Raw genomic sequence first — 22,496 nt, 5'->3', positions numbered from 1 at the left:
ATAAATAAGAATATTATGGCTGAAATTACATTTAAAGGAAATCCAATTCACACAGGTGGAAGTTTACCAACGGTAGGAGAAAAAGCACCAAGTTTTGCATTAACAGCTGCTGATTTAAGCGAAAAAACCTTGGCTGACTATGCTGGTAAAAATGTTGTCTTAAATATTTTTCCTAGTGTAGATACTGGTGTTTGTGCGCAATCTGTTCGTACATTCAATAAAGAAGTTTCTTCTGCAGAGAACACTGTAGTTTTGTGTATTTCTAAGGATTTACCATTTGCTTTATCTCGTTTTTGTGCAGCAGAAGGTTTAGAAAATGTTGTGACTTTGTCTGATTTTAAAACAGATGAATTTGTAAATGCTTATGGTGTAAAAATGGTTGATGGACCATTGAATGGCTTGCTTGCTCGCGCTGTTGTAGTGATTAATCCAAACGGAGAAGTTGCTTACACAGAATTGGTTCCGGAAATTGCTCAAGAACCAGATTACAAAGATGCTTTGGCTGCTATAAAATAATAAAAATAGTTTTCAAAATAAAAAGCGTTACCCGAAAAGTAACGCTTTTTTGTTTTGACTATTTTTGCTTAATCAATAATAATGGATGAATTTATTTTTTGTAAATCTTGAATAAATTCTTGTTCATTTTTAGGCGAAATTATTACTGAATCATATTTATTATAAAATATTTCAATTCTATCTAATGATAAAGCTGGTGAACTTATTGGATTATTGGTTTTAGAAATTTTTGTGATTGAATTTATATCAATCTTTTTATTCACTAAAAAACCTGATTTCACAATTAATGTTTGTTGATTATAAATCGTATAATTTGTTGTTACAAAAAGATATACGATAAATAAAATTGTTAACACATAAACAACTACACCAAAATTATTTTTAATATTTGAATCTATTATTACAAAACCTGAAATAACAAATACAAGGATTATAAAAATCAATATACCTAAACTTATTTTAGATGTATATATTTTTTTAACCGCTGTCATTTAATTATTATTTCGCAAACTGAACAGCTAATTTTTCTGCTTTCTTCGATTCTGAATAATCATAGAAACCTTCGCCAGATTTTACTCCTTTTTTACCTGCTGTTACCATGTTTACTAACAACGGGCAAGGTGCGTATTTAGGATTTTTGAATCCGTCATATAAAACTTCTAAGATTGATAAACAAACGTCCAAACCAATAAAATCTGCTAATTGTAATGGTCCCATTGGATGCGCCATTCCTAATTTCATTACTTCGTCTATTTGTTTAACGCCCGCAACACCTTCGTACAACGAATAAATTGCTTCGTTAATCATTGGCATCAAAATACGGTTGGCGATAAAACCTGGATAATCGTTTACTTCAACAGGCGTTTTTCCTAATTTTGTAGACATTTCCATAATCGTATTTGTTACTTCATCTGTCGTGTCATAACCTCTGATAATTTCTACCAAAGTCATTACAGGAACGGGATTCATGAAATGCATTCCGATAACTTGTTTTGGACGATTGGTAACAGACGCAATCTTCGTAATAGAAATAGAAGACGTATTTGACGCTAAAATTGCATTGGTAGGCGCAGCTTCATCAATTTGTTTGAAGATTTTTAATTTCAAATCTAAATTTTCTGTTGCAGCTTCTACAACCAAATCTGCATTTTTTACTGCTTCGGCTGTATCTGTGTATGTTGTAATATTGTTAAGAGTTGCCGTTTTATCTTCTTCTGTAATTTTTGCTTTTGCAATCATACGTTCCAAATTTCCTGCAATAGTTTTCAATCCACGGTCTAAACTATCTTGAGAAACGTCAACTAAATTAACATTAAATCCTGATTGAGCGAAAACATGAGCAATTCCATTTCCCATTGTTCCTGCTCCAATAACTGTAATATTTTTCATCTTTTGTTTGTTTGGCTTTTATTATTTATATTTTTAGTAATTCAAAATTCAAAGTACGTTTTTAGTCTTTTTTGATGAGAAGCTGAAATAAATTCAGCTTGACAAGATTTCGTACTTTTAACTTCGAATTATCCTTTATCTATTGTTTGATTTTTGATAACTTGTTGTTCTTTCTCAAAATAAGCAATAATTTCTAACGCAACTTTCAATGCATTTCGTCCATCTTGTAACGAAACTTTGATAGGAGAATTATTTTCGATAGAATCTGCAAAACTTTCTAATTCATCTAAAATTGCATTATTTGGTAAAACTTCTGGATGCTCAAAACAAATTTCTCTACGATCTCCTTTATCATTTTCCAAAATCATTGCAAATTCGTTTGGATTTTCTGGCGCTTTGTGCATTTTTATGATTTCCGTCTTTTTTGTCAAGAAATCAATCGAAATATAAGCATTTCGTTGAAAAACACGCATTTTTCGCATATTTTTCATCGACATTCTGCTTGTCGAAACATTAACAACACAACCATTCTCAAACTCAATACGTGCATTTGCAATATCAGGCGTATCACTAATCACCGAAACTCCAGACGAATGAATTGATTTTATTTCTGATTTCACGATTGATAAAATCACATCCAAATCATGAATCATTAAATCTAACACAACAGGAACATCTGTTCCACGTGGATTAAATTCTGCCAAACGATGCGTTTCTATAAACAATGGTTCGTCTATAAAAGGTGCAGCCGCTGTAAATGCAGGATTGAAACGTTCTACATGCCCAACTTGCGCTTTAAGACCTTTTTCATTTGTCAATTTTAGCAAATGATCAGCTTCTTCTAACGTATGTGTAACGGGTTTTTCGATGAAAAAATGTTTATTTTTTTCAATCACTTTTAATGCAACTTCATAATGCGATAAAGTTGGTGTTACAATATCTATAACATCAACTGCATCAATCAAATCATCCATCGAACTAAAATATTTGTAACCAAATTCAGCTTCTACTTTTTTTCCATTTTCTTCAAATGAGTCAAAGAAGCCAATTAATTCGTATTTTTCCGATTGATTTAATAATTTTAAATGAATTTTCCCAAGGTGTCCTGCACCTATCACTCCTACTTTTAACATTTGGTAGATTTTGGGTTAAAATTAATGAGAATTAGTTGTATTTAATGCATTTTTGTAAAAATTTTGGAACATGCCAGTAGACGATTTTAAACATCAGGGACGACGTAAGATGTTGGTTGATTTATTAATGACCAAAGGAATTGAGGATAAAAAAGTTCTTGAAGCAATAAATATTGTTCCTCGACATCTTTTTTTAGACAGTGCTTTTGTAGAATTTGCCTACCGAGATGAGGCTTTTCCTATTGCGGCAGGACAAACCATTTCGCATCCGTACACGGTTGCTTTTCAGACGCAATTATTAGATGTGCATCCTACCGAAAAAGTTTTGGAAATAGGAACTGGTTCTGGTTATCAAACAGCAGTTTTAGTCGCAATTGGCGCAGAAGTTTTTACGATAGAACGTCAAAAAGAATTGTTTGATTTTTCTAAAATTATTCTAAAAAAAATAAATCTTGAACCGCGCTATCAAACGTATGGCGATGGTTACAAAGGTTTACCTTCTTTTGCTCCATTTGATAAAATTATTGTGACGGCTGGTGCGCCAGAAATACCAACTGATTTGTTGCAACAACTTAAAATTGGTGGAATTATGGTGATTCCTGTTGGAGAAAAATCGCAACAAATGATTGTAATTATTCGATTGGAAGAAGATAAATTTGAGAAATATCTTTTTGGAGATTTCAAATTTGTACCGATGTTAGAAAGTCGTGATAAATAAACATAAAAAACCACTTCGAAATTGAAGTGGTTTTTTGTATTATGGTAAATGCTCTACAAACTCTCCATTTTTATTAAATTTCAGGTCTATATCATTGGTTAATTCTACGATAAAACCATCTTTTTCTCGGTTTATTTTCTCTATCAATTTATCTTTATAAGCTTTCGAAATATAAAGGTGAATAGATTGATGAACAACATTTTTTGGTAAAGGGTTTTTTCCTACTTTTTCGATTGAAGTCCAGTTACCCATTTTATCAAAATCAATTAAAAATTGATCGTTCAAATTTACTTCATATAGAGAACCATCTGGCTTTTGCGGTTCAAATTGAATCACTTCTTTTACAGAAAATGGCGCAAAATGCGTTTTCAGAAAAGTAGTAGAATTTATAGACAATACAGTATTGTTGACTTTTTTTACTTCATAACTTATTCCATCATCACTTTTACAAGAAAAAGGAATAAAAGAAATCGTCAAAAGAAATATATAGATAAAACGTTTCATTCAAATAAATCTAATTTGTTGCAACTAATTTAGCATTTTTCGAAACGTTATTCAATAAAAAAGTTCAATCTTTTTGGACTGAACTTTTCTTACTTAATCATCAATTCTTACAAAATTTCCGTTTCGATCAAATTCCACATCTAAACCATTGTTTAATTCAATATCAATTGAATTTCGGTCTTTTTCAATTTTTGTAATCATCGTATTCGGAAAACTTCGTTTTACATAATTTGTAATTTTCACAGGAATAAAACCCGTCGGAATTGCGTTATGGTTACCATCAATCTCTTTCCAAGAACCATTTCCTTCAAATTCTACTTTCGTTCCATTATTCAAGTAAACTTTATATTCTTTCGAGAAATAATCATCATCCAAAATCGTACTACCAACTTGTTTTACTCCAAAATATTTGTTCACAAATTGCTGACTTGTTTTTGGCATTTGATTATAATTTATCGCTCTATCTTGCGCAAAAGAAATCATTGAAAATCCCAACATCGCAATACTTAATAACTTTTTCATCTTGTTTGATTTTTTAATTTTACAGGACAAAATTGCGATACGAATTGGGAAAGAATTGGGAATTTAGATTTTTTTCAAAATAAATTGATGTAATGAATTTTCAAATTTATAATTCAACTGAACTGAAGATTGATTTTTCAGAATTGTATCAATAATAGAAAGTCCCAATCCATTGCTATTCTCACTATTTCCTTGTTTGTAAAAACGATTAAAAATCAATTTTGGATTAAGCGCAACTTGATTACTCGTATTTGTAAAAATTAGTTGATTTTCTTCACTTTTAATCTTAATTCCTTTCTGATTATTGTTGTGTTTTATTGCATTTCTAATCAAGTTTGAAACTAAAATACGCGCTAAATCGGGATTAAATTCAACAATAAAATCATGTTGAATTAAAAATTCTAACTTAATATTTTCCGATTCAATAAAAGGTTCAAAATCTTCTATAAAATCTTGAATAATTGTTGTGAAATTAACTAATTTCTTCTCCGAAAATTGTTGATTTTCTATTCGAGAAAGCATTAATAATGATTTATTCAAATTCACCATTCGCCAAAGTGTATTTTTAGTTTCCGCTAAATCTGTCAATTGTTTTTCCGATAATTTTTCATCATCCAACAATAAATCCAATTTATTTAGCGCAATTGCCAAAGGCGTTTGTAACTCGTGCGAAGCATTCTCTATAAACAATTTTTGATCACTAAAAACTTGCTCATTTCGAAGCATCATTTCTTTAAAATTTTCTTGTAAAATCAAAAATTCTTTTACATTCGTTTCAATATTTTCCAACTTTTTAGATTCTCCAATACGATATTGCTGAATTTGATTTAAAATTCCTCTAAATGGCTTGAATGCTTTGTTCAAACCAAAATAATTAATCAACAATACACTTATCAAGATAAAAATATATAGAAATATCAACGAAATCGTCAAATCATAAATCAGATCATCTTCTTCTACTGTAGAAGTTCTGATTTCTAAAGAATAATGTTGTTTATCTACACCAATAAAACCCGTTTTCATGACACGATATGGCTCCATATCATTGTCATATTCCATAAAAATCATTTCATTCGAAAAATGATTAAATTCGGAATAATTTTCGACAGAAACTGGAATGATTTTGAATTGAGCTAAACCAAATTCATTTGTTTTTACGATTGAAGGATCAAGAAAAGCATGACGAATAATTTCTATTTTCTGATTTTTTAATCCATCGTCAACATTATCATATACTTCATCTAAAATAAGTCCACGAAATAATAAAGCCCAAATTGCTATAACTATTAAAAGCAAAAAAGTTAAATATCGAAATGTATAATTTTTTATAGAAATTTTCATCTAAATTAATTTATATCCTACACCGTAAACAGCTTGTAAATCGGCTTCAGAGTTTGCTTCTTTTAATTTTTTTCGAAGATTTTTTATTTGAGAATAAATAAAATCTAAATTATCTGCCATTTCAGTATGATCGCCCCAAACACTTTCTGCAAGCATCGTTTTCTGAAAAACGCGCTCTGGTCGTAACATAAAATAATACAACAAATCATATTCTTTCCGATTTAGTTTTATTTCTTCATTATTTACAAAAACTCGGCGATCTTCGGGATAAATAGAAAGATTTTTGAACGAAATAATTTCTTCTCCATGTTGTTGATTTTTACGCATCGCAACTTTGATACGAGCCAATAATTCGGCAAAATGAAATGGTTTTGCCAAATAATCATCCGCACCAACCAAAAGCCCTTCCACTTTATCGTCAACAGAATCTTTTGCCGATAAAATAATAACTGAAGTTTTCTTTTGTAAGTTTTTCAGTTCGCGTAAAACGTCCATTCCATCACCATCTGGTAACATCATATCCAACAAAATACAATCATAATCAAACGAAGTAATTTTATCAATCGCCTCGGAAAAATTAGTTGCAGATTCTACAATTATTTTTTCTTTTTCTAAAAATTCAATAATAGTTTCTTGTAACTTTATCTCATCTTCTACCACCAAAATTTTCATCAAAATTTGTTTAAAATCAATGTAAAATTACCATATAAAATGGGAAAGATTTAGGAAAACTCGTAATTTTAACCTTTATATTAAAGTAATTTATTTTGGAAAAATATAGTTTTAAAAATGATTATAGCGAAGGTGCACATCCTGCAATTTTGCAAAAATTAGTCGAAACAAATCTTACTCAAACCATAGGTTATGGTGAAGATGAGTTTTGTGATGAAGCGCGGGAATTAATCAAAAAACAATTGAAAAAAGAAGCAGAAATTCATTTTGTTTCAGGTGGAACACAAGCAAATTTGATTGTAATTTCTTCTATTCTGAAACCTTATGAATCTGTAATTGCAGCAGAAACTGGACACATTGCGGTACACGAAACTGGCGCAATAGAAGCAACAGGACATAAAATAAATACGATTGCAACATCGGACGGGAAAATTTCGGCAATACAAATAGAGAAAGTCCTGAAATTGCATACGGATGAACACATGGTAAAACCAAAAATGGTTTATATCTCCAATTCTACAGAAGTTGGAAGTGTATACACGAAGGCTGAATTAAAATCAATATATAATTTCTGCCAAGAAAATAATTTGATTCTTTTTGTTGATGGCGCACGTTTGGGTTCAGCTTTAACCTCATCAAAATGTGATTTAACGCTAGAAGATATGGCGAATTTGTGTGATGTTTTTTACATTGGTGGAACAAAAAATGGAGCTTTGATTGGAGAAGCTATTGTTTTTAACAAGTTGGATTTGAACGAAAATTTTAGATTTCATATCAAACAAAAAGGTGGAATGTTAGCGAAAGGACGTTTGATTGGGATTCAGTTTTCAGAATTATTTAGGAATGATTTATTTTTTGAAATGGGAAAACATGCCAATAAAATGGCAGAAAAATTAGCGAAAAACATTTCAAACAAAGGTTTTGAATTTTTAACTGAGCCATCGTCTAATCAAATTTTTCCTATTTTCCCGAATGAATTAATTGCAAAACTTCAACATCATTTTGAATTCTTTGTTTGGGAAAAAATTGATGAAGAAAAATCTGCCATTCGTCTTGTTACTTCTTGGGCGACATCAGAAGAAAAAGTAGAGTATTTTATTCAATCCATATAAATTAAAAGCCACTCAAAATTGAGCGGCTTTTATATTTTTTAATAATAATCTTTTACATTTTCTAAACGCTCTTTAGTACGTTTATATTCTGATTTTCTGATTTCTTTTTTATGTTTCATTAGATTTTTGTCGTAAGAATATCGACGTTCAATACGTTTGATATCTCTTTCATATTCATCTTCCAAACGATCCAATCTATCATCAATACGATCTTCATAATAATCATCTCTGTGAGAATTTGACCATTTATAACGTTGATTATCATTCAATATTCTATCAATATCACGTTGCAAATTGATCGAGATTTCTCGCTTTCTTCTACCTTTTTCGTATCCAGATAAATTACGATCTCTTCCTATATGTTCAAAATCTCTACTTGCTTGCTTTTTTAAGGCGATAATTTTATTTTTTTGACTACTTGAAATTTCATAATAATCAGCTCGCTCTATTAAAGCATCTACATTTCTATTACTTCCATCATTTGGTCTATGTTGCGCATAACTTGACATTGTGCATAAAACAAAACCAAAAATTAAAATCTTCTTCATATTCTAAACTTTCATTTAGACTAAGCAAAGTCCATGCTGGAATGAATAAATTTTTAAAAATTATTTTTAATCAACAATTAATCAATGATTTAAATTTTACTTCGACTTTTCTAAAGCTTGTAAAATATCTTCGATAATATCTTCCTTATCTTCCAAACCAACCGAAAGTCTGATAGAACCTGGTTTTATTCCTAAATTAATACGTTCCTCTTCTGTCAATTTAGAATGTGTTGTAGAGCCTGGATGTGTTGCAATTGTTCTCGAATCGCCCAAATTAGATGTATACAAAATCATTTCTAAAGCATCTATAAATTTAAATGCACGCTCTCTTCCTCCTTTCACTTCAAAAGTTACAATTCCTCCACCAGCTTTCATTTGTCTTTTAGCCAATTCATATTGAGGATGTGATGGTAAAAACGGATATTTAACATCTTCTATTTCTTGATTATTTTCCAAAGCTTCTGCCAAAGCCAATGCGTTACTACAATGACGATCCATACGAAGTCCTAAAGTTTCTAAACTTTTAGAAATTGTCCAAGCATTAAATGGCGACATTGCAGGGCCTGTATGGCGAATAAAAAATAACATTTCATCAATCAACTCTTGCTTACCAACTACAACTCCACCTAAAACGCGTCCTTGTCCGTCCATATATTTTGTTGCAGAATGTATCGATAAATCAAACCCAAATTGCAAAGGTTGTTGTAAATATGGTGTCGCAAAACAATTGTCTATCGCAAAAATAATATGTGGATATTTTTCTTTTAACTTTCCTAATTCAGCTAAATCAAACAATTCTAAACCTGGATTAGACGGAGATTCTAAAAATATTATACGAGTCGTTGGTTGTATAGCTTTTTCCCAATCTTCTATATTTGGTGTATCAACATAGGTATGCGTAACACCCCAACGAGGAAATAATTGTGTTAATAATTGATGTGTAGAACCAAAAATTGCACGACTAGACACAATGTGATCACCACTTTTTATGAATGATGCAAAAGAAGCAAAAACAGCTGCCATTCCTGATGCAAAAGATAAACCTGCTTCTGCATTTTCTAATTTACAAACTCGGTTTATAAACTCCGAAGTATTCGGATTTGCATAACGCGAATAAACCATTCCTTCCTCTTCGTCTGCAAAAATTGCACGACCTTGTTCTGCACTATCAAAAATAAAACTTGAGGTTAGGTATAATGGAACCGAATGCTCTCTAGTAGCTGATCTAGGAGCTTGCTCTCGAATAACTTTAGACTGATCTTTTTTCATAATAATCAAATTTAAACATTGTTTTATTAAGACATAAATAAATAATAAAGTTTTATTTAGAATATTTTTCTATTATTGATACGTTAATATGAAAAGTAATAATATGAATGATTAAGATTTAGAATGATATAAACTTTACCTAAAAACAGTATAAAAGCCTAACTTCAAAAATGGCAGATTCCTATAAAAGTCTCACAAAAAATTAATCTTTATAAAAGTTATTAAATCATGATGAATTAAATCTTTTATTAACTTCAGCTACAAAAAGTTTACCTTTGTACACTTAATATTATTTATGTCATTCGAAAATCTAGGATTATCACCATATTTATCAAAAGCAATTGCTAAAAATTTAGGTTTCATCAAACCTTTTGAAATTCAGACCGAGTCTATTCCGGCTATTTTACAAGGAAAAGATGTAATGGGAATTGCAAAAACGGGTTCGGGTAAAACGTTGTGTTTTGTTGCACCATTATTACAAAAAATTCAACATCAATCATACGAAAAATCTCGTGCTATAAAAGCATTAATTTTAGTACCAACTCGTGAATTAGCAGTTCAGATTGAACAAACTTTTGTGGGTTTACAAGAAGCTTTACGTCGTGAAGTAAAAACACAAGCCGTTTATGGAGGAACTTCTATTAATCCGCAAATGAAAAATTTGTACGGAACAGAAATTCTGATTGCTACGCCTGGACGTTTGTTAGATTTGATGGATCATAATGCATTTACGTTAGATCAATTGCAATATTTGGTGATTGATGAAGCGGACAAAATGTTTCAGATGGGATTTGGCGAAGAAATGGATCGAATTTTAAAAGCAGTTCCAGCAAAAAAACAATCAATTTTATTTTCAGCGACTTTAAATGAAAAAGTGGACGAAATTAAAGCAACTTTAAAAATTAACCCTATTGTTATCGAAGTTGAGAAACAAGATATTGATTTGGATCAAATCGAACAAATTGCTTATAAAGTTGATGGCGAAACAAAAGGTCCATTTTTGAGATATTTAATAAAATCTGAAAATTTAGATCAAGTTTTGATTTTTGTTTCATCTACAAGAACGGCAGACAATTTGGTGGAAAAACTGAAAAAGAATAAAATTCCGGCAATGGCAGTTCACAGCAAGAAATCGCAAGGTGCCAGAATGGATAATTTGGAAGATTTTAAACTTGGTGATGTTAAAGTTTTGGTAGCGACAGATTTGATTGGACGAGGAATCCATATCGAAGGATTGCCAACGGTTATAAATTACGAATTACCACGTTCGCCACTTGATTATGTTCACAGAATTGGACGTACAGGACGTGCAAACTCATCTGGAAAAGCTATAAGTTTGATTACCGAAGAGGATTTACATCATTTCAAAATCATTCAGAAAAAAATGGGTCGCAAAGTAGATTTACTTTCTATTGACGACGTTAATTTACACGGTTATTAAAAATTCATATTTCAATACATTAAAATCCACTTTTATTAAGTGGTTTTTTTTATATTTAAAAATAATATAAAACTTAAGAATGAAACCACCACGTTACTATTCGTTAGATGTTTTTCGTGGCGCAACAGTTGCGTTGATGATATTGGTAAATAATCCTGGCACTTGGTCGGCAATGTTCGATCCTTTAGAACACGCTTTATGGCACGGATGCACACCAACAGATTTGGTTTTTCCTTTCTTTTTATTTGCCGTAGGAAATGCAATGGCATTTGTAATTCCGAAATTGCAACAACAACCTCAACATATCTTTTGGAGAAAAGTTATCAAACGAACTTTACTCATTTTCGCAATTGGACTATTTATCAATTGGTGGCCATTTTTTAAATGGGAAAATAATGAATTAATTTTTAAAGTTTGGCAAGACTCAGACGAAGTTGGAATTAGAATAATGGGCGTTTTACAACGCATCGCAATTGCCTATTTCTTCGCATCTATAATTGCATTTTATTTTAAACAAAAAACAGTTTTATGGATAAACGGTTTTATTCTACTTTTTTATTGGTTATTAACAAAATTTATGGGCGGATCAGACCCTTATTCTATCGAAGGATTTATCGGAACAACATTCGACAATCAAATTCTTGGTTTAGCACATATATACAAAGGCGAATCTATTCCGTTTGATCCTGAAGGTATTTATAGTACAATTGCAACAATTCCGCAAGTTTTATTTGGATATTTGATTGGAGATTATATTCAAAAACAAGGAAATATAACATGGTTTAACCGTTCTTTACCTGAGACAAATAATACACAATACAAAATGTTGTCGGGCTTATTTGTAATTGGTTGTATAGCTCTAACAATTGGTTATTTTTGGCAATTAGATTTTCCTTTCAATAAAAAAATATGGAGTAGTTCTTATGTTTTAAATACAACAGGATTAGCAATTTTAACAATTGGAACGATGATATGGTTCATCGAAATTATTGGAATAAAAAATGGATTGATGAAGTTTTTTGACGTTTTCGGAAAAAATCCTTTATTCATATTTGTTTTAAGCGGATTATTACCTCGCATTTTAGGTTTGATACGAATTGATGGTGGATTAAATGATAAAGGCGAAATCAATTATATTTCTCCTTTAGGCTGGTTTTACCAAAATGTTTGTGCAAAAATTCCGGGAATACCAGAAGTTGGTTCATTTGTTTATTCCCTACTATTTTTAGCCGTTTTTTGGTTGTTGGCGTATTGGTTAGATAAAAATAAAATTTATATAAAGGTTTAATTATAATTTCAAAACCACTTCACATAGAAGTGGTTTTTTTGTTATATTTAGAAAACTAACTCCATACTACTATGAGAATTTTCATTATTCATTTTCTGCTACTCTTTTCAGCAACATCATTTTCTCAAGATACCATCTATTTTGACAAAGATTGGAAAGAAACAACAAAACAAAATTCAAGTTTTCATCGACCTTTACCGTTAAAAAAAGTTGGGGATTTAGTTCTCTTGAAAGATTATTACAAAGACGGTACACTTCAATTTCAGGGATATATTTATTCAAATGATGAGCATAAATATGTTGGTGATGTGTATTGGTATGATAATAATGGATTTGATAATGGTTTTCGTCAAAATCTGAATAAAAGTTCGGTAAAAGAATTAACATATTATAACCCGAACGGTTCTGTTTGGAAGAAAATAACGTATAATAAAAACGGGGAAAAAAGTAATATCGTTGTCTATTTTAATGATAAAGAATTAATAAAAGGAGAAATTAAAAATCACGAATACATTGGTTACTTTTCTCCCGAAAAGCCAAAATTAAATTATGATAATCCATTTAAAAAAAATGAAGAGGAAGATCGTGATATTCCTTTAGTTATGGGAGTTCAGACATCTGATTATAGCGGAATTTCGAAAGAAAAAGATAAAGTTTATACTCAGATAACATATTGGGATAACGGAAAAAAAGCAAAAGAAGAAACAATTAGTAATTACACTACACTAAAAACTATTTTTTGGGATAAAGCAGGAAAGTTAATTACGGAGAATACAGAAAGAGCTAAAACAAATATAGAATATTATACCAGAAATGAATTTGCTGTTGCAATAAAATCTAAAAAGGAAACTATTTCTACAAATAATTCTTATTCTTCTACAGAAACAGAGTATTATTTAGATGAAAAACCAGCAAAAATAACAAAACGAATAAATGGAGATAAAACAGAAGTAAGTTTGTTTGTAGATGGAAAAGAAAATGTTTCGAAATATAAAGATGATAAACCATTTGATGGATTTTTCAGCGATACAATTGGCGATAATGTTACTATTTATCAAATGAAAAATGGTAAAATAATAGATGAAGTAATCACTAAAAATTCAGAAAATAATCAAATTATTGCGAAAGGAATATATAAAGATGGAACACCAGACAATGGATTATTTTTCTTGAATGTAAACGATAAAGTTCAACTATTACAATATAAAAATCAGAAACAAGAAGGTGTTCAGAAAATATTTGTAAGTCGTTGGAACGATAATCCTGAGGAAGAGTTTGAAATGAAAAATGGATTATTGGACGGTTATCGAAAAATATATAAAAATGATAGTTTAACCTATCAAAGTGAATACAAAAACGGAAAACCTTTTGCTGGAACTATTATTGAGGACAATATAAAAGAGATATATAAAAACGGATATTTAATTCAAAAAGAAGAATTTGATGAAAATTCTAATCGAACTATCGTTTTAGAAACTTATGAAAATAATCAAATAAAAACGAAAACTTACCGCAACTTTTTAATAAAAGAAAAACCTCAGTCTGTTTATACAGGAATATTCAAAAATGAAAAACCATTTGAAGGCTATTTTATCAATGAAATTATTCTAAATGAAATCCCGTTAGTAGATTATTACGAAAAAGGTGAATTAAAATACCAATATTCATTTGATTTTATGAAGCAATTAGATAATTATAATTTCCACGAATATGACATAAAAACAACTTTCAAAAATGGTAAAATAATAGATGGAATTGAATATTCTGAAAACGGAAGAAATACGTTGATTGTTACAGGCTATAAAGATGGTAAACCAAATACATTTGATATTAATATTTTTGCGATGCACTACTTTAATCGAATTTCTTTTGTGTTAACCAATAATGAGCTTACAATAAAAGATTTAGAAAAAAATACATCTATAAAAATAGAGAAAAACACAACACATTTATTGGTTTCTATATATGATAATAATGGAAAATTAATTACAAATAATCAACAAAAAGAGACAAGAGAAGCAACTCCAAATTCAATTACATTTTATTTTTTAGAGAATAATAAACTCAAAAAAGAAATAAAAAACATGAATGAATTTGAAGTTTTGTATGACAAATTAGATCATGAAATAAATCCACTTTTTGGTTTAATTTACAATGCAATTTCTATTCAACCAAATTCTAATATTCAAGCTATTTTTGATCAATTTATTAAAGTTTTCAAATCTGAAAACTTAGAAGATCTAAAAGATTTAGAAAACCTCTCATTTAATTTTTCTGATAATTATAAACTAATCTCGAGCTTACGATATGATGAAAACGGAAAACCTGAAATTGGAGCGAAAATAACCGAAAATGGAAATGAATATTTGGTAGAATTATATATTGATAAAAAAATTAAAACACAGAAAAAAATAACTTCTGTTTCAGAATTAAGTGAAATTGTAAAAGAAATTTACAACAAACAAGAATAGAAAAAGGTTGCCAAAATTGGCAACCTTTCTTATTACACTTCTTCAAATTTTTCTCCTTTAAAGGTTTTTACTGGATTTCCTCTTGCAATTGTACTTTGATTATTCCATTTTTCTTGCACAAGATTTTTAATTTTTTGATTTTCATTTTCTTGTAATTTCAAAAATAATCGGGCTGTTGCCAGCTTTTTATTTTGCAATTGCGAACGAGAATCCATCGAAACAACTGTTAAACCAGTCGGAATATGTGTTGCACGAACTGCAGAATTAACCTTATTTACATTTTGACCTCCATTTCCTGAACTTCTCATTGTTTGATAAGAAATTTCTTTCGGATTTATTTTTGTTGCAATTGGTATTTCCAATTCAAAACAACCAATAAACCAATTTTTACGTTGATGAAATTTACGATACGGACTTTTCCCAATCCATAAAATTGTCCCTAACCAAGTTTCCAGAAAAAAGTTTAAATCATTACTTTCTACCTCAAGAATTATCGAAGCAAGCTGATTAAAATCTTTATCTAATTCTCTTTCTATAACATCAATTTTTATCTGATTGTCTTCACAATATTTCTGAAAACGTTTAAAAACATTTGTTACCACAAAATTACATTCTGCTGGACCTCGACCTGAAGTGATTTGTATTATTTTTTTCATCTTCTTCTTATTTATCCATTCGTACAATTTTTGGTGTAAAAGTTCCTAAAACCTTCACCAATTCTGTTTGTAAATTCATTACCGTTTTTATATTTTTATACGCAAACGGCGCCTCATCTACACTTCCTCCAATCAACTCAATTCCTGCATCTTTTATTTGAGAATTCAGCATACTTTTGGTTATTGTAGATTTACATTTTGCTCTAGAAAACTTTCTACCAGCACCGTGCGAAGCAGAATTAATACTCAATTCATTTCCTAAACCTTCTACAATATAACCGTCGGCAGTCATAGATCCCGGAATAATTCCTAGAACACCTTTTCCCGCAGGAGTTGCGCCTTTTCTATGTACAATTCGCTCTATACCATCAACCATTTCTTTCCAAGCAAAATTGTGGTGATTTTCGATATTAAAAACAATTCTTTTTCCCAAAGCTTTTGCAATTCTTCGATGAATATCATCATGGCAAGCTTTTGCATATTCACCCGCCAAATTCATTGCAGCCCAATATTCTTGTCCATCATGTGTATTCAAATCCAACCAAGCCAAATGTTGTACTTGTTTAGGTAAAGGACATTGTTTTGATGCCAAATATGTATAATGTTTAGCAATATTTGCACCCAAACCACGCGAGCCACTATGCGATAAAACAGCGATGTATTCACCTGGAATAAGGTTCCATTCAGGTTTTACTTCATTTAATTTCACTATTCCAAACTCTACAAAATGATTTCCTCCACCCGAAGTTCCTAATTGTTGATAAGCTTTAGTTTTCAAACTTTTTAGGATTGGAATTTCATTAAACAAATCATCTTCAAAAATCTGATGATCTGCTTTTACTTTATGCGTTTCATTCATTCCAAATTTGGTTTGCTCTTTTAGAATTGAAAGTAATTGATGTGATTTTCCTTTCAAAAAATTGGCAGGTAAATCAAACACAGACAAGCTCATTCTACACCCAATATCAACACCAACACCGTACGGAATTACCGCATTATCGGTTGCTAAAACACCACCAATAGGCAAACCATAACCAGAATGCGCATCAGGCATTAAAGCTCCTTTTACCGCGATTGGTAACTTTAAGGAATCGTACAATTGAAATTTAGCCTGTTCATCAATCTCATTTTCTCCAAAAATAGAAAACGGTGAACGTGTATTTTTCAACTCTTGCAAACGAACTTCAACAGGTTTTATCAAACCTTCGGCAACTTTACCCCAAATTCCGTCTCCAATATATTTTTCTGGCTGAAGTAAAACTTCTTTTGCCTCATTTAGAATTGTTTGTTTTTTTTCTTTTTTTCGATAACGTTGTATTTGTCCTAAAACAATATTAATCGAATTATTTTGTGGAAAACCTAATTTTATAAAGTCTTTCCCAGATAATTTATTTCCCATTATTTATTTCTTTTAGATAACTGATATTGTTTCTATATCAGTCTTTCAGCAATATTTGTTGCTGAAATAATTTCATTAAAACCTTTCCTTTTGTAAAAGGTGGTTTTAATAGAGGTTGTAATTTTATAAATTGATTGAACTAAACAAATCAGTTCTGGATGAACTGAAAGTGATTTCGAAAGATTTTTATGAAAATTATTCTAAAAATAATAAGAATAGAAAACAAAAAAGCCCGAAATCTAAACTTCGGGCTTCTGATATAAAAAGTAATTTATTTACGAAAGAAATGCGCGAAGAATATCCATTGCAAAAGCGTTTGCAACAGTTGAATTTTGATATGTACTTGAATTGAACATTTTATTCTTCGTTATTAAAGGTTAAACTTTATGATTTTTGTCAGTGCAAATTTATATAAATAATATTCACATTTCCAAATAATTAATCAAAAATAAATTTATATATAGGTTTAATTATAGATTTATAGTAATTATTAATAACAAAAAAAGAGATTGTAATTTACAATCTCTTTCCATTAATACTTTTGTTGAAAACTTTGAAATTAATTTATTAAAAACAAGAATCAAATTATATTTAGTAAATGTTTCTATTTTAAAAATTAAATGATTAACCAATAAATCCAAAATTATTTTCAAACATTTTTCCAATAATTGGTAATGGTTTTTTAACATTATTTGCAGCATTTATAATTCCGATTATCATTAAAATCAAGTTAACTAAACCTAAAATTCTAATCATACCAATTCCTGTTACACCTGCCAAAATACTTATAAGTATTCCCCAAATAAAAGAGAAAATAAATAATCCGAAACCTTGCTTTAAATGATATTTTAATAAATCATCTGCCTTATCTTTTCCTACAAAATAAGCGATTATCCATCCGACGATAGAGATGTACGATACAATTGATAATATCTTGTTGTCCATATTTTTTGTTTTTAATTGGTTTAATTGTTAAACAAAATTGGAGAATTAAAATCTCAATTAAAAAAAACCAAAACTACATGGTAACTACTACAAAAAACAAGAATGACTACAAAACAACTACAGAATTAACCAACAAACACATTGTCAATTCATTAAATAAGATTATTTTTATATGATTTATTGTCTAAAATAATTAAAATCTAATATTTACACCCGATTTTTACCAGATGAAATACATCCTAAAACTTATATTATGCTTTATAAACTTAACAATTGCACAAATTTGTTGGAGTCAAAACACGTATGTTGATAGTTTAAAAAATGAATTGAATAATACTAATTTATCCACTAAAGCTAAATTTTCGTTGTATAATCAACTTTCAGAAATTAGTAGAACTTCCGACCAATACAAAGACGCTAATAGTTATATTGACAAACAAATAGCACTTGCAAAAAAAGAAAATAATACGTTAGAATTGGTAAAAGCTACTGTACAAAAAGGTATTATTTATGAAAATCAGCAAATGTATAATGAAGCTCAAAGTATTTTAGACCAACTTTATGCATTGACGATAGAAAATAAGGATCCGATTGTGAATAGCTATGTCCAATATTTGCAGGCTTATCATTATTTCAACTTGAATGAATATGAAAAAGCATTAAAAACAATTCAGAGTTTTCTACCAGAATTAGAAAAAACACCAGAAGAGTTTACGTTAAAATCTAAAGCAAATTATTTTTTATACGGGATTCATGCGAATTGGAATGATGCAAAAAATTCTATTTTATATGCTCAAAAATCGTTAAAATTCGCCGAAGCTTCTGGTGACAAAAATTTATTGGTTACCGCTTATGCAAATTTGGGTGTTGCAGAATCGTTAAAATATTTAGAAAGTAAAAGCCCGAAAGATTTAGAAATTTTAATTGCAACAAGTAAAAAAGCAGTAGAAATTAGTCAAAAATATCCTAATCAAGTAAGTAAATATAATTACGCGATTGCTTTATTGAATTTGACAGATTATCAAGCAAATTTTTCTGTACAATCTTCTCAAATCAAAGAAGAAATGAAGCAAAATTGTTTCAAAATAATAGAATTATCTAAGAATATTCCGAATGCTCAAAATGTATCTTCAGGCGCTTTAGGGATATTGAGTAAGTTGGCTATTGAAGAAAATAATTTAGATGTTGCAGAAAAATATTTGTTAGATGCTAATGATATTTTATTAACTCAAAATAAAAAAGATTATTACGCTTTGATAAGTATAGCAACGGAATTGGCGAATTTATATGACAGAAAACAAAACTTTCAACAAGCATTTGAATTTCAGAAAAAAGTAACCGAATATTCTAATTTATTATACGACCAAGGACAAGCGGAAACTTCGAAAAAATTGGAAGCGCAATTTCAAGGAAAAGAAAAAGATTTGGAATTAAAATCATTAACAGAAAAAGCAGAAAACATCAAAAAAGAACGAATTTTATACATTTTTTTAGGAATTATTGGTTTTGTTGGTACATTTTTTATGTTTAGATCATATCATTTCAAACTTCGTTATTCAGTTGGCCGAGAAAAACAATTGAATGCCGAGAAAAAAGAAACTGCAATAGAGCTGAAATTTAAAGAAGAAGAACAAGCGCGTTTACAAGCTGAACAAGAATTAATGACTTTACAACAACAAAAATTGCAAGACGAAATGTTGGCAAGTCAATTACATTTAGACCATAAAAATCAAGTTTTACAATCGTTGAAAGAAAAAATATCAACAGATTCTCCTATTAATCTTAAACAAATCTTGAAAGAAGAATCTTTGATGGATAATAATTTTGAGAAAACGCAATTTATTATTCAAGAAACACATCCCAATTTTTTCAAGAATCTTTCTGAACATTCAAAACAAAAATTAACTCCACTCGATCTCAAATATTGTTCGTACATCTATCTTGGCATGGACACAAAGCAGATTGCAACAATACTTAATGTAGAACCAAAAAGTGTGAGAATGACTAAATATCGACTAAAACAAAAATTTGATTTGAAAAAAGAGGATGAATTGTATACTTTTTTCCATCAAATAATTGCTTAAAACAATTATTGTTTTATTACTTTTAGAAATTAAATTCAAAAAATGAAGAACCTTTTTCTATTAATTACCTTATCAACTTTTTGTTTTGCACAAGAATCTATTAAATATCCAGTATTTCCTGGTTGTAATAAATACAAAACGAATGAAGAGTTAAGCAAATGTTTTTCTGAAAAATTATGGTATGAATTAAATGATCAAACAAAAGATTCTGGTGAAGATTTTTATAAAGAAAATAAATTAGCTCATGATTTAACTTTATATTTTACAGTTAAAAAAGATGGAAAAGTAGCAAGTTATAGCTTTTCTAAAGACAGTGATGCTTTAATTTCAACAACTTATCTAAAAAGAATCTCTAAAGTTTTTAAATACTACGAACAAAAAGGCAAGAACATAATTCCAGCTTATCAAAATAATAAATACAAAGACTTTATAGTTACATTCAAAGTTAAATATGAAGGTTAAAAAAGGATTCCTAAACAATTAGATATCTACTCTAAATTTTATAAAACTTTTTTTTATTTCCTTATTTTAACTTCAATTCACGTTAATTTATTAAAATATAATCGATAATATTTTTTAAAATACTTGTAGTCTGCACGGAAAAGATTATTTTTGCCTATTCGACAAATAGAATATGAAAAATATCCGTAATTTCTGTATTATCGCCCATATTGACCATGGTAAAAGTACCTTGGCCGATCGTTTATTGCAAGTAACAAACACTATTTCTGATCGTGAGTTACAAAATCAAACTTTAGACGATATGGATTTGGAGCGCGAACGCGGAATCACAATTAAATCGCACGCCATCCAAATGGAATATGAAAAAGATGGTGAAAAATATATATTAAACTTAATTGACACTCCTGGTCACGTAGATTTCTCTTACGAGGTTTCTCGTTCCATTGCCGCTTGCGAAGGAGCTTTGTTAATTGTAGATGCTGCGCAAAGTATACAAGCACAAACCATTTCTAACCTATATTTAGCGTTAGAAAATGATTTGGAAATCATTCCAGTTCTTAATAAAATCGATTTACCTTCTGCAAATCCAGAAGAAGTAACAGATGATATTGTAGATTTGATTGGTTGTAAACCAGAAGACGTTTTGCGTGTAAGTGGAAAAACTGGTGAAGGTGTTTTAGAATTATTACACACAATCATCGAGAAAGTTCCAGCACCAGTTGGTGATCCTGAAGCGCCTCTACAAGCCTTAATTTTTGACTCTGTTTATAATCCTTTCCGTGGAATCGAAGCATTCTACAAAGTAATTAATGGAGAAATAAAGAAAGGAGATCAAGTAAAATTTATGTCAACTGGTAAAAAATATGGTGCCGATGAAATTGGTACTTTAAAGTTGAACCAAGTTGAGAAAAAAGTTATTAAAACCGGAGATGTTGGTTACATTATTTCTGGAATTAAAGAGGCTTCTGAAGTAAAAGTTGGTGATACAATAACGTTAGTTGATAATCCTGCTGCCGAAGCTATTGATGGTTTTGAGGATGTAAAACCAATGGTATTTGCGGGAATTTATCCTGTAGATACGGAAGATTACGAAGATTTACGTACATCTATTGAGAAACTACGTCTTAATGATGCTTCGTTAACTTTTGAAGCTGAGTCTTCTGCCGCTTTAGGTTTTGGTTTCCGATGTGGATTCTTAGGAATGTTGCATTTAGAAATTATTCAAGAACGTTTAGAGCGTGAGTTTAATATGACTGTAATTACAACAGTACCTAACGTATCTTACGAAGCATATTTAGAAAAAGATCCAGAAAAAATGATTCCGGTTCATAACCCTTCTGAGTTACCAGATCCATCAGGATTAAACCGTGTAGAAGAACCATATATTCGTGCTGCAATTATTACAAAATCTGAATTCGTAGGTCCAGTAATGGGATTATGTATTGAGAAACGTGGAGAATTACAATCTCAAAATTATTTAACACAACATCGTGTAGAAATGATTTTTAATATGCCTTTGGCAGAAGTTGTTTTCGATTTTTATGATCGATTAAAATCAATTTCGAAAGGATACGCATCTTTCGATTATGCACCTTCGGGAATGAAAGCTTCGAAATTGGTAAAAGTAGACATTATGATTCACGGTGAAATTGTAGATGCTTTATCTGCATTAATTCACGTTGATAATGCGTATAATATCGGAAAGAAAATGTGTGCGAAATTGCGCGAATTAATTCCTCGTCAACAATTTGATATTCCAATCCAAGCAGCAATTGGTGCAAAAATTATTGCACGTGAAACAATCAAAGCGTTGCGTAAAGACGTTACTGCAAAATGTTACGGTGGAGATATTTCTCGTAAACGTAAATTATTAGAAAAACAGAAAGCTGGTAAAAAGAAAATGCGTCAAATTGGACGTGTAGAAGTTCCACAATCTGCCTTTTTAGCGGTATTGAAATTAAACGATTAGAACTTATTTTATATAAACATGAAAACCACTCAATTGAGTGGTTTTTTTTGTAACAAT

The 22,496-nt window shown here is 29.8% G+C and carries 22 protein-coding genes; 10 read left to right on the top strand and 12 right to left on the bottom strand.

Going from position 1 to position 22,496, the window contains the following annotated elements; all coding sequences use genetic code 11:
• Window positions 1-15: 15 nt before the first annotated feature.
• Entirely contained in the window at window positions 16-516 is a 501-nt protein-coding gene (gene tpx / locus RSC72_RS09950) for a thiol peroxidase (protein ID WP_332546463.1), read from the top strand.
• 68 nt (window positions 517-584) lie between these two features.
• On the opposite strand, the gene RSC72_RS09945 is transcribed toward tpx, so the two are convergent.
• The 3 genes from RSC72_RS09945 to RSC72_RS09935 all read right to left on the bottom strand — a co-directional run bounded on the left by RSC72_RS09945 (window position 585) and on the right by RSC72_RS09935 (window position 3,038).
• Entirely contained in the window at window positions 585-1,007 is a 423-nt protein-coding gene (locus tag RSC72_RS09945; RefSeq protein WP_332546465.1) for a PH domain-containing protein, read from the bottom strand.
• A 7-nt stretch (window positions 1,008-1,014) separates the two neighbouring features.
• A complete protein-coding gene (locus RSC72_RS09940) occupies window positions 1,015-1,905 on the bottom strand; it encodes a 3-hydroxyacyl-CoA dehydrogenase family protein (protein WP_332546466.1) in 891 nt (296 codons plus the stop codon).
• 128 nt (window positions 1,906-2,033) lie between these two features.
• Window positions 2,034-3,038, bottom strand: coding sequence for a Gfo/Idh/MocA family protein (locus RSC72_RS09935; RefSeq protein WP_332546468.1), 1,005 nt, complete (start codon window positions 3,036-3,038; stop codon window positions 2,034-2,036).
• 70 nt (window positions 3,039-3,108) lie between these two features.
• Here RSC72_RS09935 and RSC72_RS09930 point away from each other — a divergent pair, with 70 nt between their 5' ends.
• Complete coding sequence (locus RSC72_RS09930; RefSeq protein ID WP_332546469.1) at window positions 3,109-3,756, top strand: protein-L-isoaspartate(D-aspartate) O-methyltransferase; 648 nt, start codon at window positions 3,109-3,111, stop codon at window positions 3,754-3,756.
• Between the two features lie 39 nt (window positions 3,757-3,795).
• Here the strand turns inward: RSC72_RS09930 and RSC72_RS09925 are convergent, their stop codons facing one another.
• The 4 genes from RSC72_RS09925 to RSC72_RS09910 all read right to left on the bottom strand — a co-directional run bounded on the left by RSC72_RS09925 (window position 3,796) and on the right by RSC72_RS09910 (window position 6,795).
• On the bottom strand, window positions 3,796-4,260 hold the full coding sequence (locus RSC72_RS09925; RefSeq protein ID WP_332566189.1) for a PepSY-like domain-containing protein: 465 nt from the start codon (window positions 4,258-4,260) through the stop codon (window positions 3,796-3,798).
• A gap of 93 nt (window positions 4,261-4,353) precedes the next feature.
• Window positions 4,354-4,782 (bottom strand): PepSY-like domain-containing protein, encoded by a 429-nt coding sequence (locus RSC72_RS09920; RefSeq protein ID WP_332545627.1) that lies wholly within the window; start codon window positions 4,780-4,782, stop codon window positions 4,354-4,356.
• Between the two features lie 63 nt (window positions 4,783-4,845).
• Window positions 4,846-6,123, bottom strand: a complete 1,278-nt coding sequence (gene porY, locus RSC72_RS09915) for a sensor histidine kinase (protein WP_332545626.1) — start codon at window positions 6,121-6,123, stop codon at window positions 4,846-4,848.
• The gene (locus RSC72_RS09910) at window positions 6,124-6,795 is read right to left on the bottom strand and encodes a response regulator transcription factor (protein ID WP_332545625.1); all 672 of its coding nucleotides are present in this window, start codon (window positions 6,793-6,795) and stop codon (window positions 6,124-6,126) included. It lies immediately after the preceding gene.
• Window positions 6,796-6,890: 95 nt separating this feature from the next.
• Between RSC72_RS09910 and RSC72_RS09905 the strand changes: the two genes are divergently transcribed.
• Entirely contained in the window at window positions 6,891-7,907 is a 1,017-nt protein-coding gene (locus RSC72_RS09905) for a threonine aldolase family protein (RefSeq protein WP_332545624.1), read from the top strand.
• A 38-nt stretch (window positions 7,908-7,945) separates the two neighbouring features.
• On the opposite strand, the gene RSC72_RS09900 is transcribed toward RSC72_RS09905, so the two are convergent.
• Together RSC72_RS09900 and RSC72_RS09895 are read right to left on the bottom strand one after the other, a co-directional pair.
• Window positions 7,946-8,455: a hypothetical protein gene (locus tag RSC72_RS09900; protein WP_332545623.1), complete on the bottom strand. Its 510-nt coding sequence runs from the start codon at window positions 8,453-8,455 to the stop codon at window positions 7,946-7,948.
• 96 nt (window positions 8,456-8,551) lie between these two features.
• Window positions 8,552-9,724, bottom strand: coding sequence for a trans-sulfuration enzyme family protein (locus RSC72_RS09895; RefSeq protein WP_332545621.1), 1,173 nt, complete (start codon window positions 9,722-9,724; stop codon window positions 8,552-8,554).
• A gap of 295 nt (window positions 9,725-10,019) precedes the next feature.
• On the opposite strand from RSC72_RS09895, the gene RSC72_RS09890 reads away from it, so the two are divergent.
• The 3 genes from RSC72_RS09890 to RSC72_RS09880 all read left to right on the top strand — a co-directional run bounded on the left by RSC72_RS09890 (window position 10,020) and on the right by RSC72_RS09880 (window position 14,924).
• Complete coding sequence (locus tag RSC72_RS09890; RefSeq protein WP_332545620.1) at window positions 10,020-11,165, top strand: DEAD/DEAH box helicase; 1,146 nt, start codon at window positions 10,020-10,022, stop codon at window positions 11,163-11,165.
• A 79-nt stretch (window positions 11,166-11,244) separates the two neighbouring features.
• Window positions 11,245-12,453 (top strand): acyltransferase family protein, encoded by a 1,209-nt coding sequence (locus tag RSC72_RS09885; protein ID WP_332545619.1) that lies wholly within the window; start codon window positions 11,245-11,247, stop codon window positions 12,451-12,453.
• A gap of 71 nt (window positions 12,454-12,524) precedes the next feature.
• Entirely contained in the window at window positions 12,525-14,924 is a 2,400-nt protein-coding gene (locus RSC72_RS09880) for a hypothetical protein (RefSeq protein WP_332545618.1), read from the top strand.
• Between the two features lie 32 nt (window positions 14,925-14,956).
• Here the strand turns inward: RSC72_RS09880 and prfH are convergent, their stop codons facing one another.
• A complete protein-coding gene (gene prfH / locus RSC72_RS09875; protein ID WP_332545617.1) occupies window positions 14,957-15,580 on the bottom strand; it encodes a peptide chain release factor H in 624 nt (207 codons plus the stop codon).
• 7 nt (window positions 15,581-15,587) lie between these two features.
• Window positions 15,588-16,979 carry an RtcB family protein gene (locus RSC72_RS09870; RefSeq protein WP_332545616.1) on the bottom strand — a complete coding sequence of 464 codons (1,392 nt, stop codon included), beginning with the start codon at window positions 16,977-16,979 and terminating at the stop codon, window positions 15,588-15,590.
• A 130-nt stretch (window positions 16,980-17,109) separates the two neighbouring features.
• On the opposite strand from RSC72_RS09870, the gene RSC72_RS09865 reads away from it, so the two are divergent.
• Complete coding sequence (locus RSC72_RS09865; protein ID WP_332545615.1) at window positions 17,110-17,331, top strand: hypothetical protein; 222 nt, start codon at window positions 17,110-17,112, stop codon at window positions 17,329-17,331.
• Between the two features lie 272 nt (window positions 17,332-17,603).
• On the opposite strand, the gene RSC72_RS09860 is transcribed toward RSC72_RS09865, so the two are convergent.
• Complete coding sequence (locus RSC72_RS09860) at window positions 17,604-17,924, bottom strand: DUF4870 domain-containing protein (RefSeq protein ID WP_332545614.1); 321 nt, start codon at window positions 17,922-17,924, stop codon at window positions 17,604-17,606.
• Window positions 17,925-18,151: 227 nt separating this feature from the next.
• Here RSC72_RS09860 and RSC72_RS09855 point away from each other — a divergent pair, with 227 nt between their 5' ends.
• The 3 genes from RSC72_RS09855 to lepA all read left to right on the top strand — a co-directional run bounded on the left by RSC72_RS09855 (window position 18,152) and on the right by lepA (window position 22,439).
• Entirely contained in the window at window positions 18,152-20,008 is a 1,857-nt protein-coding gene (locus RSC72_RS09855; protein ID WP_332545613.1) for a helix-turn-helix transcriptional regulator, read from the top strand.
• A gap of 42 nt (window positions 20,009-20,050) precedes the next feature.
• Window positions 20,051-20,470, top strand: a complete 420-nt coding sequence (locus RSC72_RS09850) for a hypothetical protein (protein ID WP_332545612.1) — start codon at window positions 20,051-20,053, stop codon at window positions 20,468-20,470.
• 172 nt (window positions 20,471-20,642) lie between these two features.
• Window positions 20,643-22,439: a translation elongation factor 4 gene (gene lepA, locus RSC72_RS09845; RefSeq protein WP_332578485.1), complete on the top strand. Its 1,797-nt coding sequence runs from the start codon at window positions 20,643-20,645 to the stop codon at window positions 22,437-22,439.
• Window positions 22,440-22,496 lie beyond the last annotated feature (57 nt).

The sequence above is a fragment of the Algoriella sp. genome (assembly GCF_036647415.1).
Classification (GTDB): domain Bacteria; phylum Bacteroidota; class Bacteroidia; order Flavobacteriales; family Weeksellaceae; genus Empedobacter.
The sequence above is the reverse complement of the archived record's forward strand: the minus strand, read 5'-3'. Positions and strand labels throughout refer to the sequence as shown.

Coding starts and splice junctions, on each gene's coding strand:
- tpx (WP_332546463.1), top strand. CDS start 16: ATGGCTGAAATTACATTTAAAGGAAATCCAATTCACACAGGTGGAAGT.
- RSC72_RS09945 (WP_332546465.1), bottom strand. CDS start 1,007: ATGACAGCGGTTAAAAAAATATATACATCTAAAATAAGTTTAGGTATA.
- RSC72_RS09940 (WP_332546466.1), bottom strand. CDS start 1,905: ATGAAAAATATTACAGTTATTGGAGCAGGAACAATGGGAAATGGAATT.
- RSC72_RS09935 (WP_332546468.1), bottom strand. CDS start 3,038: ATGTTAAAAGTAGGAGTGATAGGTGCAGGACACCTTGGGAAAATTCAT.
- RSC72_RS09930 (WP_332546469.1), top strand. CDS start 3,109: ATGCCAGTAGACGATTTTAAACATCAGGGACGACGTAAGATGTTGGTT.
- RSC72_RS09925 (WP_332566189.1), bottom strand. CDS start 4,260: ATGAAACGTTTTATCTATATATTTCTTTTGACGATTTCTTTTATTCCT.
- RSC72_RS09920 (WP_332545627.1), bottom strand. CDS start 4,782: ATGAAAAAGTTATTAAGTATTGCGATGTTGGGATTTTCAATGATTTCT.
- porY (WP_332545626.1), bottom strand. CDS start 6,123: ATGAAAATTTCTATAAAAAATTATACATTTCGATATTTAACTTTTTTG.
- RSC72_RS09910 (WP_332545625.1), bottom strand. CDS start 6,795: ATGAAAATTTTGGTGGTAGAAGATGAGATAAAGTTACAAGAAACTATT.
- RSC72_RS09900 (WP_332545623.1), bottom strand. CDS start 8,455: ATGAAGAAGATTTTAATTTTTGGTTTTGTTTTATGCACAATGTCAAGT.
- RSC72_RS09895 (WP_332545621.1), bottom strand. CDS start 9,724: ATGAAAAAAGATCAGTCTAAAGTTATTCGAGAGCAAGCTCCTAGATCA.
- RSC72_RS09890 (WP_332545620.1), top strand. CDS start 10,020: ATGTCATTCGAAAATCTAGGATTATCACCATATTTATCAAAAGCAATT.
- RSC72_RS09885 (WP_332545619.1), top strand. CDS start 11,245: ATGAAACCACCACGTTACTATTCGTTAGATGTTTTTCGTGGCGCAACA.
- RSC72_RS09880 (WP_332545618.1), top strand. CDS start 12,525: ATGAGAATTTTCATTATTCATTTTCTGCTACTCTTTTCAGCAACATCA.
- prfH (WP_332545617.1), bottom strand. CDS start 15,580: ATGAAAAAAATAATACAAATCACTTCAGGTCGAGGTCCAGCAGAATGT.
- RSC72_RS09870 (WP_332545616.1), bottom strand. CDS start 16,979: ATGGGAAATAAATTATCTGGGAAAGACTTTATAAAATTAGGTTTTCCA.
- RSC72_RS09860 (WP_332545614.1), bottom strand. CDS start 17,924: ATGGACAACAAGATATTATCAATTGTATCGTACATCTCTATCGTCGGA.
- RSC72_RS09855 (WP_332545613.1), top strand. CDS start 18,152: ATGAAATACATCCTAAAACTTATATTATGCTTTATAAACTTAACAATT.
- RSC72_RS09850 (WP_332545612.1), top strand. CDS start 20,051: ATGAAGAACCTTTTTCTATTAATTACCTTATCAACTTTTTGTTTTGCA.
- lepA (WP_332578485.1), top strand. CDS start 20,643: ATGAAAAATATCCGTAATTTCTGTATTATCGCCCATATTGACCATGGT.